This is a genomic window from Acinetobacter sp. YH12096, assembly GCF_013419215.1.
In the GTDB taxonomy this organism is placed as follows: domain Bacteria; phylum Pseudomonadota; class Gammaproteobacteria; order Pseudomonadales; family Moraxellaceae; genus Acinetobacter; species Acinetobacter amyesii.
Genome location: NZ_VPAM01000010.1, coordinates 58248 through 71876 on the forward strand (window position 1 = coordinate 58248; position 13629 = coordinate 71876).

The window sequence follows — 13629 nt, forward strand, 5'->3', positions numbered from 1 at the left end:
TCGAATCCGATTTGTTAATTATTCTCATTTGTTTGTATAATATTCAAAATTTTTTAGGGTTAGTTGCGTGCGATTATCTGATTTGAAAGTGAAACAAAGCGCAGTCATTCATAAGGTACATCGTAACCAGAATGGCAACAATGCTCCGGCTGATTTAGTCGCTAGCCGTTTAGAGACTTTGGGTTTTGTTCCCGGAACAAAAGTACAGGTGATTACCAAAGGTATTTTTGGTGGTGACCCGATTTTAATTCAAGTTGGGTTTACTCGTTTCGCACTGCGAAAAATAGAAGCTGAAAAAGTGGAAATAGCAATGGAAGGTGCATCAGCATGAGTGATGCGTTACGTATTGCCCTCGTTGGTAATCCAAACTGTGGTAAAACTTCATTATTCAATCATTTAACGGGTACACGTCAGAAAGTTGCGAACTATGCTGGGGTAACGGTTGAGCGCAAGGTTGGTCAATTTACGTTGCCATCGGGTAAATCTGTTCGAGTTTTGGATTTGCCGGGGACGTATAGCTTAGAAGCGACGAGTCCTGATGAAGCCATTACGCGTGATGTCGTGCAAGGTAAAATTGCAGAAGAAGGGCATCAAGATGTCTTTTTATGTGTAGTTGATGCGACAAACTTAAAATTGCACCTCGGTTTGGTCATGGAAATGATCGATTTGGGTCGTCCAATTTTACTTGTCCTCAATATGATGGATGAAGCACGCCGTCGTGGCATGCAAATCAATACCCAAAAGCTGTCTCAGCGTTTGGGCGTTCCTGTTGTAGAAACCGTTGCTGTACGTAATGCGGGTATTGAAAACTTAATGGGTGCTTTGGATGCTGAAGGTTTCAGAAAACCAGATGCGTCATTAAGTGATACCAATCTTTCTGGGACTAACCACGAAAAAATTGAACAAATTTTAAAAGACGTGGTGATGTTTGTTGATCATGAAGATAAACGCTCAGACTTCCTTGATAAAATTTTTCTACATCCAGTCTTTGGTTTAATTACCTTAGCGGTGATGATGTTTATTATCTTCCAAGCGGTGTTTGCGTGGGCTGCGCCGTTTATGGAAGGTATTGAATGGGTGCAGGATTGGGTTGGTGAAGCCGCAGGTGGCATGATTTCCAATCCATTACTACAGAGCTTGGTTGTTAAAGGGATTATTGAAGGTGCGGGTGGCGTAATTGTCTTCCTCCCACAAATTATTATCTTATTCTTCTTTATTTTGGTTTTAGAAGAATCAGGCTATTTACCACGTGCAGCATTCTTGCTAGATAAGCTGATGTTTAAAGCGGGTTTGAGTGGACGTGCTTTTATTCCTTTGCTGTCGAGCTTTGCCTGTGCTGTACCGGGCATCATGGCAACCCGGAGTATTCAAGACCCCCGAGATCGTCTGGTAACGATTTTAGTTGCTCCATTGATGACCTGTTCGGCACGTTTACCGGTTTATGCTTTGTTGATCTCGGCATTTATTCCACAGCAAATGGTCTGGGGCGTCTTTAACTTACAAGGCTTGGTGCTATTTGCATTATATGCAGCCGGGATTGTGAGTGCCTTAATTGTGGCAACAGTGCTGAAATTCTTCCAAAAAGATAAATCACAGCATGCCTTATTGATGGAACTTCCAAGCTACCGTTTCCCAGATATTAAGAGTGTTTGGATTGGTTTACTGGACCGTGCCAAGATCTTCTTGAAACGTGTTGGTGGCATCATCTTCGCTTTATCGATTTTGTTATGGTTCTTGTGTACCTTCCCGCAACCGCCAGAAGGCGCAACCTTGCCGGATATTGATTATTCATTGGCAGGTATGCTTGGGCATGTGCTACAACCGATCTTTGCACCATTAGGTTTTAACTGGCAGATCTGTATTGCCTTAATTCCAGCGATGGCTGCACGTGAAGTTGTTGTAGCGGCATTGGGTACGGTGTATGCCTTGTCTGCAACAGATGAGGATGCCATGTCTCAAGGTCTGGCAAATTTAATTAGTAGCGATGGGTCATTGGGTTGGTCATTGGCAACCGGTCTATCATTATTGGTGTGGTTTATTTATGCGCCACATTGCTTGGCGACACTGGCGACAGTTAAACGTGAAACTGGTTCCTTGAAAACGGTGAGTTTCATGACCATCTATTTATTTGGTTTGGCTTATTTAATGGCATTCATCACGTATCAAATTGCAACACGCTATTTTGGATAGTGAATCTTGAATGGCAAAAGCTGAACAAAGGAGAGAGACATGCTTGAATCAATAATTATTGCGGTATTGGTGATTTGGAGTGCTGTCGTGGTGTTTAAGAAGGTATTTCCAAAAACATCAAACTCAGTCTTCACAACTTTATCTGAGCACTGTGCAAACCGTGGTTGGAACAGTTTAGCCAAATGGTTAAAGCCCAAAATGGTCGCAGGCTGTGCAGGCGGTTGTGGATGTTCAGCTTCGGATAATCCATCTGCAAAAAAAGCTGAAGTACAAGCGGTGAAATGGAAATAAGCTCACCGTCAATTGCTTGAAGAAACCGCCCAAGATGGGCGGTTTTTTTACGAGCGGACACAAAAAAACTGCGAGAAAGTGAAAACATAAAAAGCATTCAAAACAGCAAAGTGCTAACATTTTGTCAGATTTAAAAACCGACCAAAAAATGGGGCGAAAATGTTAATACAGCGTGGTGGATTGAAGGTTGTTGCCGGATTAGGGATTTCTGGTGTTTCCGCAGTGAATTTCTTACATAGCCATGGCTACCGCGTTGCAGTCACCGATTCACGAGCAGTCCCACCGGGTCATGATCAAATTCCAAGTGATGTACAAACTAGTTTCGGTCAGTTGGACCAAGATTTATTACTTCAAGCAGAAGAAATTATTATCAGTCCAGGGCTAGATCCAAAATTACCGCAAATTCAGGCGGCCATTGCAGCCAACATTCCTGTGGTTTCAGAAATTCAAATTTTACGTCGTGCGACAGATAAGCCAATTGTCGCGATTACAGGTTCGAATGCGAAAAGTACCGTAACGACTTTATTTGGTCTTATGGCAGCAGATGCAGGCAAAAAAGTGGCAGTGGGTGGCAACTTGGGTCGTCCAGCTTTGGATCTCACCAAAGATGATCCTGAACTTTATGTTTTAGAGCTTTCAAGTTTTCAATTAGAAACCACGTCGAACTTGGCCGCAGAAGTGGCTGTTGTGTTGAACATGAGTGAAGACCATTTGGACCGTCATGGCGATATGATGGGCTATCACACTGCGAAGCATCGTATTTTCCAAGCGGTGAAAAAAGTCGTGTATAACCGTGATGACTCATTAACACGTCCATTGGTTCCAGATATTACTCCAATGCAAAGCTTTGGCCTAAATGCACCAGATATGAATCAGTTCGGTATTTTACGTGATACTGATGGCACAATTTGGTTGGCATGTGGTCGTGAGCGGTTACTGAAAAGTACAGACATGTATATTCAAGGGACTCATAATGTGGCAAACGCCTTGGCATGTTTAGCTTTGGGTGAAGCGATTGGTTTGCCACTAGAGGGCATGTTGGAAACTTTGAAAACATTTAAAGGTTTAGAGCACCGCTGTGAATTTGTCAAAGAAGTGCATGGTGTTCGTTATTATAATGACTCTAAAGGCACCAATATTGGTGCGACTTTAGCTGCGATTGATGGTCTAGGTGCTGCGATTGAAGCCAAAGGCGGTAAAGTGGCGATTATTTTAGGTGGTCAAGGCAAAGGGCAGGACTTTACTGCGCTGCGTGATTCACTTTCAAAATATGCCAAAGTTGCGGTATTGATTGGTGAAGATCGTCCAATTATTGAAAAAGCGATTGAAGGGACAACCACGCTGATTCATGCTGAAAGTTTGAAACAAGCGGTTGAGCTGTGCCAACAAAATGCGGTAGCCAATGATGTGGTGTTATTGTCTCCAGCGTGCGCAAGTTTTGATATGTTTAAAGGTTACAGTGAGCGTGGACACCAATTTGTTGATTGTGTGAATGCACTCGTTTAAAAGAACGATAAGGAAAGTTGTATGGCTGGGTTAGCTCAGACGACCATAAATAGAATAAATGAAGTTGTAGAGCGTTGGATTCCTCGGTTACCTGCCGAGGTCAACGTGCGCAATGTTTTAATGTTCTGTGTTTTGGCATTGTTGTGTATTGGGTCGATCATGGTGGCATCTGCTTCGATGCCTTATGCAGAGCGCATGCATGAAAATGCCTTCCATTACATTTCACGACACGGGATTTCGATTGCCGCTGCCGCCATGGCTGCGTATATCGCCTATAAAGTGCCGTTAAATGTGTGGTTTAACAACACCTTCTTTTTATGGATTGTGACCATTGTCCTGTTAGCTGCCGTTTTGGCGGTAGGTACTGAAGTCAATGGTTCTAAGCGTTGGATTCGGATCGCAGGTTTTACCTTACAGGCTTCGGAAGTCGCCAAAGTCATGATGGCGATATTTACCGCAGACTATGTGGTACGGCGTGCCGAAGAAGTCCGCAATAACATCAAGGGCTTGGTACGTTTGGCAGTGATTATGGCTGCAACTGTCGGTTTGGTCATGGCTGAGCCCGATTTAGGGGCGACGGTGGTGATTGCCTTAACCATGCTAGGGGTATTCTTCCTCGCAGGAGCACCGTTGATTCAGTTCGCAATTGCCTTTGGTGCGATCATCATGGCCTTTGTGTTCTTGATTTTATTTGAACCTTATCGTTTAGAACGTTTGATGTCCTTCTCAAATCCATGGAATGATCCATTAGGCGCAGGCTACCAGTTGTCGAATGCATTAATGGCTTTTGGTCGCGGTGAATGGTTTGGTGTCGGCTTGGGTCATAGTATTCAAAAAATGTCGTATTTACCTGAGGCTCATACTGACTTCATGTTGGCGGTTTTGGGCGAAGAATTTGGCTTCTTTGGGATTTTGACCGTATTGACGCTGTCATTTGTGATGTTGATCTGCTGTATTCGCATTGGTCATCGTGCTTTACGTCATCAATACTTACGTGCAGGCTACTTGGCTTATGGCATTAGTATTATCTTCTTGCTGCAAATTTTGGTGAATGCCGGCATGAACATGGGCATGCTTCCTACCAAGGGTTTGACCTTACCGTTTATTAGTTATGGAGGGTCTTCTCTGATTATCTGTGCGGTTATGGTGAGTCTGATCTTAAAGATCGATGCGACGACCAAAGAAGTGAACCCAAGTAAAGAAGAATCAAGCTTCTAAATTGGTATCTCGTTGCGGATCGGGAGATGCATGGTGCAGTACACTCGCCGGCATCTCCGTTCCACAATGGAGACATTTGACCAAGCTCGCCTTGGCTTTAGATAGTGGAATCAATGGAATAAAAAATAAAGAAAAATAATTACGTTGCTGTTTCAACTCATACTGAGTTCTGCTGCGGCAGACAGGGCAAGTAAATTGGCTCTTTTCAATGACTTTGGTTTTCGGACCAACTCCAAAAATAAAAAACATTAGGCTCTCCAATGGTCAATTGATCACTTTAATTAAAGGATAATTCAATTGAATATCGAGTGATTGGCTCAGATAGGGATGTGGGTTTATTGATAGATTTGAGGCAATGCTGTGCCATGGGGAATTTGTTGAATATCCCACTGCGCAATCGCCTGTTGTAGCATAATGCGCGGCGTGTCTAAGTCGACTGGCGGTTGATGTAGGGCCTGCAATGCTTGTTGCAATAAAGGTGCTGCTTGGTTTAAATCAAGAGCTTGAGCCATATTCTGTTTTGACAGTTTTTGTCCCTGATTATTCATTGCCAATGGCAAGTGCATGTATTCAAGGCGTGGATAACCCAAAACCTGTCCGAGCCAAATTTGACGTTCGGTATTGTCCAAAAGATCAGCCCCACGTACGACATGGGTCATCCCTTGTAGGTAGTCATCCACCACGACAGCAAGTTGATAATTGATAATGCCATCACGGCGTTTTAAGACGAAGTCGCCCAAATCTTGTTGCAGATTGGAGCAATGCGTCCCTTGTAAGCGGTCGGTAAAACAAATGTTCTGTGCATCGACTTTGATCCGAATGGCCTGATCCTGAAGGGGAAGGCCTAGATTGCGACATGTGCCTTGATAGATATGATTCGAACCAAGCATTTTTCGGGTGCATTGACAGGCATAGACCAAGCCTTGTGCATGCAAATGCGCAATGACTTGCTCATAGATTTCAAGGCGGTCTTTTTGGAAAATGATCCCGGTATCTGGTTCGAATTGAAATGCATCAATACAACGTAAGATATGTTCTTCGCTGCCGGGGAATATACGTGGAATGTCGGTATCTTCGATACGAACCACCCATTGCCCTTGATGGGCACGGGCATCGCAGTAGCTTGCAACTGCTGTAATTAAAGAGCCAAAATGCAAAGGGCCGGTTGGCGATGGCGCAAACCGACCCACGTAATGCTCTGCAGCTTTCCCTCCCTTTTTTAAAGGTAGGGCTAGAGAGGAATTACTCAACACAGAATTAACCGTTATTTTGCTTCTCTTTGATCTCTGCAAGTGTTTTGCAGTCGATACATAAAGTCGCTGTTGGACGTGCTTCTAGGCGACGTAAACCAATTTCGATACCACACGTTTCACAGAAACCGTAGTCATCATTTTTGATCGCTTCAATTGATTGTTCAATTTTACGGATCAGTTTACGTTCACGGTCACGTGTACGAAGTTCAATCGCAAATTCTTCTTCTTGCGTTGCACGGTCGTTCACATCTGGAAGCGCAGTATTTTCGTCTTGCATGGTATTCAAAGTACGGTCTACTTCTGACATTAACTCAGCTTTCCACGCCAATAAGATGTGGCGGAAATGCTCAAGTTGCCCTTCAGACATGTATTCTTCATTCTTTTTAGGCTGATAAGGTTCAATACCAAATAAGCTTGCAGTAGAACCACCTTCAGTCGCCTTTGGCTTTGATTTGCGCACGCGTTTGGTAGACTTTTCGTCTACTACATCAGTTTGTTCGTCTAAGACTTGATTTTGGTTGTCATTCGCCATATAGGGCATTCCTCATCATATGCATATATCTATACGCAAAAAATATGGTGATATGCAAGTTTTTTATCCACCCAACACAGAGTTTCCTTCTGTGGGGGTCGTCATCATATAGACTTTTTCTGCTTATTGATAGTCTTTGATGTTTGGATTCTAACTATCACTTTTCCTTTAGAAGGCATAAAGTAAAGCAAAAAAATCAAATTGAAAAGTTAATAACCTGAAATTTCAACATTAATTTGAGGTTGTTTCAATTTGACCCGAACAACTTCTGTTTTAAATTCACCATTATCATTCAGATAGAGTGCACGATACCCCGGTAAAGCTTCATCTAAGGCAAAATTTTCACTATGCGGTTTGAACTGAACACTGGTCGAAGGTGTCGATAAAAACTGAATATTGTGCCATTGATTAGATGAGTCTTGATGCACGTGTCCGCATAGTACAATTTTGACATTGTCATGGCGTGAAAGCACATCCATCAGATGTTCAGCATTTTTTAATTTGTGCTGATCTATCCAATGCGATTGCATGGCAAAAGGGTGGTGGTGGCATGCCACAATGATGTGTTGCTGTGGGTGTGTTGTGAGCAACTGGTCTAATTGTTCCAACTGCTGTTGTGATACCCAACCATCCACTTTTCCCTTGACCGCACTGTTCAGTAAAATCAGACACCAGTTGCCTAATTCGATGCAGTGTGCCCGATCTTGCTGTTGATGAAATGGGAAGCAAGATGCTTCGTCATGGTTACCCGGAATCTGATAAAATGGAAACGGCTGCTGTTGCATATATTCGCGATAACGCGCATAGGTGCGCTCTACCGGCACTTGTGCAAGATCGCCAGTATGGACAAGCGTATCGATGTGATGATGGTTCAACTGAATTTGTTGAATCACATCGTGAAAACTCTGCTCTGGATTCATGCGGACAAACTCAAGATCTTCCTGATCCATTAAATGTGTGTCCGAGATCTGGATCAGTGTCCAGTCGTATTGTGGTGTGTCCCTTAAAGTCATGTCCTTCCCCTTAGACATTCCTTGTAGTATGTATTTGTTGTTGTAACCATTGCAAGGCCATAATGACAGGTGCGTTTTTTAGCCGACCATTGGTTAATAATTCAGGAATATCAGCATAATCTAAGATATGCAATTGAATATTTTCTCCTTCATCAGGCATACCAAAGACTCCACCATGTTCAGGCAGTTCAGCTTCAGCACTATATAGGTGGAATAATTCCGCGCAGGCACCCGCAGAGGGATAAAAACTAAATAAATGCTGTAGCGCATCTAATTCACAGCCTGATTCTTCCAAACTTTCACGGCGGATACAGCTTTCAGCAGATTCATCACCATCGAGCACGCCGGCAATGATCTCAAGTTGCCAAGGTGAAGTTTCATCATCAATCGCCCCAATGCGGAATTGTTCAATTAAGGCAAATTTTTGTTGTTGATGACTATAGATCAGCACACCTGCTGCTTCAGGACGATGAATCAATTCACGCTGAATGGTTGGAATCATGCTGTCTTGATGGAATAAGCGGTGTCGAAGCTGAACTTTTTCAACTTGAATAAAGCCTTTATAAAGATGTTCACGCCCTTCAATGCTGTAATCTTTTTTGTTATATGTGGCCTGTTTAATAATATTCATAAGCGCTAATTAGGATGAAATCTTCCATTTCATCCTAACCGAGATTTTGTTGAATACAAAAGATTTTTTTTAAGCTTTACACTTTGTGGTACAACTTTTGACCATGTTCATGATAGGCCGCTTTCATGCTCTGTAAACCTGTTTCAATTTCAGGATTAGATTCTGAAGAAAGCTGCATATCTTGCTGATTTTTTGCATAATCTCTCACATTTTGTGTGATTTTCATCGAGCAAAATTTAGGTCCACACATGGAACAAAAATGGGCCGATTTATGTGCTTCTTTCGGCATGGTTTCATCATGCATGCTGCGCGCTGTATCAGGGTCTAAGCTCAGATTAAATTGGTCTTCCCAGCGGAATTCAAAGCGTGCTTTCGACAATGCATTATCACGAGCCTGCGCACCGGGATGACCTTTGGCAAGGTCTGCGGCATGGGCTGCAATTTTGTAGGTGATAATGCCATCTTTGACGTCTTTTTTATCTGGTAGACCAAGGTGCTCTTTCGGGGTCACATAACACAGCATCGCGGTGCCATACCAACCAATCATTGCTGCACCTATCGCAGAGGTAATGTGGTCATAGCCCGGCGCAATATCAGTGGTGAGTGGTCCAAGGGTATAGAAAGGTGCTTCTTTGCATACCTCGAGCTGTAGATCCATATTTTCTTTGATCATGTGCATAGGGACATGGCCTGGGCCTTCAATCATGACTTGTACATCATGCTCCCATGCACGGTGAGTCAATTCACCTAAGGTGCGTAATTCACTAAATTGGGCTTCATCGTTGGCATCTTGAATACACCCCGGACGTAAACCATCACCTAAACTAAATGACACGTCATAGGCTTTCATGATTTCGCAGATTTCATCAAAATGCGTATACAGGAAGTTTTCTTCATGATGCGCTAAGCACCACTGCGCCATGATGGATCCGCCACGTGACACAATCCCTGTTAAACGGTTGGCGGTGAGTGGGACATAACGAAGCAGCACACCTGCATGGATGGTAAAGTAATCGACACCTTGTTCGGCTTGTTCAATCAGTGTGTCTTTGAAAATTTCCCAGGTTAAGTCTTCTGCGACACCGTCAACTTTTTCTAAAGCTTGGTAAATCGGTACGGTGCCAATCGGTACAGGGGAGTTGCGAATAATCCATTCGCGGGTCTCATGGATATTTTTACCTGTCGATAAATCCATAATGGTGTCAGCGCCCCAACGAGTTGCCCAAGTCATTTTTGCCACTTCTTCATCGATGCTTGAACCAAGTGCTGAGTTACCAATGTTGGCATTGATTTTCACCAAGAAGTTACGACCAATAATCATCGGTTCACATTCAGGGTGGTTAATGTTGGCAGGGATAATGGCACGACCTTCAGCCACTTCTTGACGTACAAATTCTGGGGTGATTTCAGTTAAATTGCGTGCGCCAAAATTTTGACCGGCATGTTGGCGCATATCAACACCTTCATGTTGGCGCTGATTTTCACGAATCGCAATGTATTCCATTTCAGGAGTGATGATGCCTTGTTTGGCATAGTGCATTTGAGAGACATTGTGTCCACGACGAGCGCGACGGGGTTTTGAAATATGCGCAAAACGAATCTCTGCAGTACGAATATCTCGAAGACGCTCTTGTCCAAATTTTGAAGTTAAGGTATCGAGTATTTCCGTATCATTTCGAGACTCAATCCAAGATTCACGGACATTAGGTAGACCTTGATTCAGGTCAATTTGAATATTGGGGTCGGTATAAGCACCAGAGGTGTCATAGACCATAAGCGGTAGATTTTTTTCTCCACCCAGACCTGTAGGCGTATCTGTAAGGCTAATTTCACGCATTGGTACGCGAATATCTGGACGTGAGCCTTGGATATAGACTTTCTTTGACGCGGGGAGAATACGAGTGAGATCTTTAGCATCTTGTTCATGTTGAGCAGCGCGATCTGAAGCGGTGAGATTCGTTAATTGGTTCATTGCAATGATCCTTATGAATGACATCAACGAATCAAGCACGACCAAAAACGTGGCAGTTTATCTGATGGATTCACCTGAAAATAAAGGCGTAAAACCAAGAGATAAGAAGGGCTTAAGTTTTTAGATGGCTTGATTCCTACGCAGGTATTAACCTGATCAGGTTCAACGGTACTCATCCTTAAATTTAGCGAACTAAATTTAGATGATCTCAGCAGGAAATTACCTGCGCTCCGTCAAGCTTTGTGCAGATATTAGCATGAAGGCTGTTTTAAAACAGTGTTATTTTTCATCGATTTTGCAGTGCAGAATTTTAGGCAGGCCCGTGTGCAATTGAACTTGCATTGGCTAAGTAGAGGACTGATTTACACAGATGGCGTCACTAAAACAGTCTTTCTTATAATGCGGATCAGGATTGCGGACACCAATGAAATTCAACAGCTGCGCTTCTGATCGCTGATTAGATGCAGCAGTATTTTGATCTAATAATTTTAAAAATAAACGCGCCTGATCTGCCAATGTGGAGTTTTTTAGTTGAGCCAAGCGTTCAATTTCTTCTAAAGAACTGGCTTGAATACTGAGGCGGTCTGAAAAATCATTAGAAACGGGACTATGTGTCGAACCAATAAATAACAATTTGCTATATTGATATAGCAATTGTTGTGCATCTTTTTTGTAGGGGCTATTTGGATATTGTTTGAGATAGTCTTCCCAAAAAATGGCACGTGTCGCAATCTCTTGTGGCTCAATGGCTAAACTTTGTTGCAGCAAGGCAGGTTGTGCATTTTGTTCAGCCAGTTTTTCAATAAAGACCTGCTCAGATTCTTGCATATAAGGCGCAAAAATTTTGGCTAAATATTCAGGACTACGGCGATAGCGTAACTGTCCTTCACCTGCATCGAACAATTCCACATAGGCTTGGCCTTTATGTTTCAGTAAATACTGATCTCGGGCGGTGAGCTGCTCATAATGATTTTGTTGAATGGTGGGATGCTGAGCCATATCAAAGGCAAATTGTTCGAACGCCATTTGCTGTTGAGCCGTACGTTCAACATGTAAAAAGTTGCGATACATTTGATTGGACAAGCGCAGTAATTTTTTTTGTTCGTCCGCTTTTAACAGCGGTAAGCAGACTTTGAGATCTTGGTTGATTTGTTCTAAAGCGAAAGTTGTGCGTTGATCGTCTATTTCCAGCATGTTTTTTTCCAGTTTTTTGCACAGCAAAGACAAATCGACTGCTTCTTTTTGAACAGTCTTATTGTTGGGAAACTCTGGTGCAGGTTGTGGTTCAGGCTGTTGTTGGCATCCATTCAACATACTGAAACATAAAAACATTGCACTAAACTTTGCAGGCAGCTGAAAAAATTTTGACACAGGAACTCGATGCGCTATAGAAGTGGTATTGTCCGATGGAATGTCGACTATTCTATAGATGAAACACGTGCAATATGTGTACTATTGTACAGTTCTTTGTTATAGCGTTGTGAGTAATGTCCGAAAACGACTGAAATTATCTGATTTTGTCGCATTTGATATAAAAAATTAATAAAAATCATACGGAAATTTGCAAGGATATGATTAGTATCTGCTTAGTTTTAGGCTTGAATATTCAATCTCGGGTATTTGAATATTAGGAATTTACAAAAAAAATGAACAAAAAAGTTGTGGTGGGTCTTTGTTTGCTTTTCACGAGTCAATGGGCGTGTGCGCTAGATCTTGTGCAAGCTTATGAACGCGCAAAACAAGAAGACCCCAATTGGCAAGCCAATAAACTACAATATGAAGCGGATAAATTGAATTTGGGGATTGCCAATGGGAACTTACTCCCGACGGTAACAATCTCCGGAAATGTGACCCGAAAAAATCAAAATTCCAACCAAAGCGGCGCTCAAGCCGGGCTGATCATGCCAGACAGCACCACAACAAGACAAATTGCGCTCACTGCCCGTCAGCCCATTTTTCGTTGGGATGCATGGGAAGGGCTGAAGCAAGTCAAGACCTCGATTAACTTAAGTGAAATCAATCTGCGGATTCAAAAACAAGATCATATTTTAAATGTTTCTGAAGCTTATTTTAATGTCCTACGTCAACAAGCTTTGACGGTTGCCAACCTACAAGAAGAACAGGCGCTATCTGAACAGTTGCGTATGATGAATGGCAAATTAAAAGAAGGTTTGGTGGCAAAAAGTGATGTCAGTGAAGCCAATGCACAATATCAAAATGCACGGGCTAACCGCATGGCGACCAATGTTCAATTGGTTTTGGCGCAGGAACAATTACAACAGTTGATTGGACCATATCGAGAAAATTTGGCGGTGTTACGTGAAGATTTTCAGTTTGAAAAACCGATTCCAAACAATGTACAAGCGTGGGAAGAACTTGCTCAGGGGCAGAACCTAGGCATTTTACAAGCGCGTATGCAACAACGTTATGCGGAAGATGGTAAACGCGTTGAAAAGGCCGCCTTATATCCTCAGATTGAAGCGGTAGGGACCTATGGGTATAACAAGCAAAGTCCACAATCCATCATGTCGCAAGATGGTCAATTTGATCAGGTGGGGATTGAAATGAACTGGAATGTGTTTAATGGTGGACGGACACAGAAATCCATTAAGCAAGCAGCGATCAATGTTGAAAAAAGCCAAGCACAGGTGGATGCAGCGATTCGAAAAGCACAAACCGATGTAAAAAAATCTTATATGCAAGTCGAAACGGATCAAAGTAAATTACAGGCACGTAAAGCCGCAATGGATTCTTCCGCGCAAGTGTCTTTGGCTTCACAAGCCCAGTACCAAGAAGGTCTGAAAACTATGGTTGATGTGCTACTGGCACAGCGTAATGCTTTTTCAGCCCGTCAAGATTATTTAAATTCCAAGTACGATTATTTAATTCATGTTCTACAACTTAAAGCCTCCGTTGGGAAATTAACGGAAGCTGATTTAGTGGAAATGAATGCGTGGTTGGTCGATCAGAAAAATCAGCCATCGATCCTATTAAAGAAATAAGCCATGGTCATAAAAGTTTCA

General features: G+C 42.7%; 13 protein-coding genes and 1 riboswitch. Of the genes, 6 read left to right on the forward strand and 7 right to left on the reverse strand.

Annotated features, from left to right (window positions below; all coding sequences use genetic code 11):
* The first annotated feature begins 67 nt into the window (after positions 1 to 67).
* The 5 genes from FTU36_RS06295 (at position 68) to ftsW (ending at position 5205) form a co-directional block, all read left to right on the forward strand.
* Complete coding sequence (locus FTU36_RS06295; protein ID WP_111884859.1) at positions 68 to 331, forward strand: FeoA family protein; 264 nt, start codon at positions 68 to 70, stop codon at positions 329 to 331.
* Entirely contained in the window at positions 328 to 2190 is a 1863-nt protein-coding gene (locus FTU36_RS06300) for a ferrous iron transporter B (protein ID WP_180039942.1), read from the forward strand. Before FTU36_RS06295 ends, FTU36_RS06300 begins: the two co-directional genes overlap by 4 nt.
* A gap of 39 nt (positions 2191 to 2229) precedes the next feature.
* Entirely contained in the window at positions 2230 to 2481 is a 252-nt protein-coding gene (locus FTU36_RS06305; protein WP_180039944.1) for a DUF6587 family protein, read from the forward strand.
* Positions 2482 to 2640: 159 nt separating this feature from the next.
* The gene (gene murD, locus FTU36_RS06310) at positions 2641 to 3987 is read left to right on the forward strand and encodes a UDP-N-acetylmuramoyl-L-alanine--D-glutamate ligase (RefSeq protein WP_180117124.1); all 1347 of its coding nucleotides are present in this window, start codon (positions 2641 to 2643) and stop codon (positions 3985 to 3987) included.
* Positions 3988 to 4008: 21 nt separating this feature from the next.
* On the forward strand, positions 4009 to 5205 hold the full coding sequence (ftsW, locus tag FTU36_RS06315) for a putative lipid II flippase FtsW (protein ID WP_180035957.1): 1197 nt from the start codon (positions 4009 to 4011) through the stop codon (positions 5203 to 5205).
* Here the strand turns inward: ftsW and FTU36_RS06320 are convergent.
* From FTU36_RS06320 to FTU36_RS06350, 7 genes are all read right to left on the reverse strand, one after another.
* On the reverse strand, positions 5194 to 5454 hold the full coding sequence (locus FTU36_RS06320) for a zinc-ribbon domain-containing protein (protein ID WP_078189439.1): 261 nt from the start codon (positions 5452 to 5454) through the stop codon (positions 5194 to 5196). The genes ftsW and FTU36_RS06320 overlap by 12 nt on opposite strands.
* A gap of 86 nt (positions 5455 to 5540) precedes the next feature.
* On the reverse strand, positions 5541 to 6458 hold the full coding sequence (gene gluQRS / locus FTU36_RS06325) for a tRNA glutamyl-Q(34) synthetase GluQRS (RefSeq protein WP_373686349.1): 918 nt from the start codon (positions 6456 to 6458) through the stop codon (positions 5541 to 5543).
* A gap of 4 nt (positions 6459 to 6462) precedes the next feature.
* On the reverse strand, positions 6463 to 6990 hold the full coding sequence (gene dksA, locus FTU36_RS06330; RefSeq protein WP_078189438.1) for an RNA polymerase-binding protein DksA: 528 nt from the start codon (positions 6988 to 6990) through the stop codon (positions 6463 to 6465).
* Positions 6991 to 7199: 209 nt separating this feature from the next.
* Positions 7200 to 8003: a 3',5'-cyclic-AMP phosphodiesterase gene (gene cpdA / locus FTU36_RS06335; RefSeq protein ID WP_180010667.1), complete on the reverse strand. Its 804-nt coding sequence runs from the start codon at positions 8001 to 8003 to the stop codon at positions 7200 to 7202.
* 10 nt (positions 8004 to 8013) lie between these two features.
* Positions 8014 to 8634: an NUDIX domain-containing protein gene (locus tag FTU36_RS06340; RefSeq protein WP_078192575.1), complete on the reverse strand. Its 621-nt coding sequence runs from the start codon at positions 8632 to 8634 to the stop codon at positions 8014 to 8016.
* A gap of 76 nt (positions 8635 to 8710) precedes the next feature.
* Positions 8711 to 10606 carry a phosphomethylpyrimidine synthase ThiC gene (thiC, locus tag FTU36_RS06345; protein ID WP_180117126.1) on the reverse strand — a complete coding sequence of 632 codons (1896 nt, stop codon included), beginning with the start codon at positions 10604 to 10606 and terminating at the stop codon, positions 8711 to 8713.
* A gap of 116 nt (positions 10607 to 10722) precedes the next feature.
* Positions 10723 to 10849, reverse strand: a riboswitch (TPP riboswitch).
* Between the two features lie 102 nt (positions 10850 to 10951).
* Complete coding sequence (locus FTU36_RS06350) at positions 10952 to 11938, reverse strand: hypothetical protein (RefSeq protein WP_180117136.1); 987 nt, start codon at positions 11936 to 11938, stop codon at positions 10952 to 10954.
* A gap of 314 nt (positions 11939 to 12252) precedes the next feature.
* On the opposite strand from FTU36_RS06350, the gene FTU36_RS06355 reads away from it, so the two are divergent.
* Entirely contained in the window at positions 12253 to 13608 is a 1356-nt protein-coding gene (locus FTU36_RS06355; protein ID WP_078189434.1) for a TolC family outer membrane protein, read from the forward strand.
* Positions 13609 to 13629: the final 21 nt, after the last annotated feature.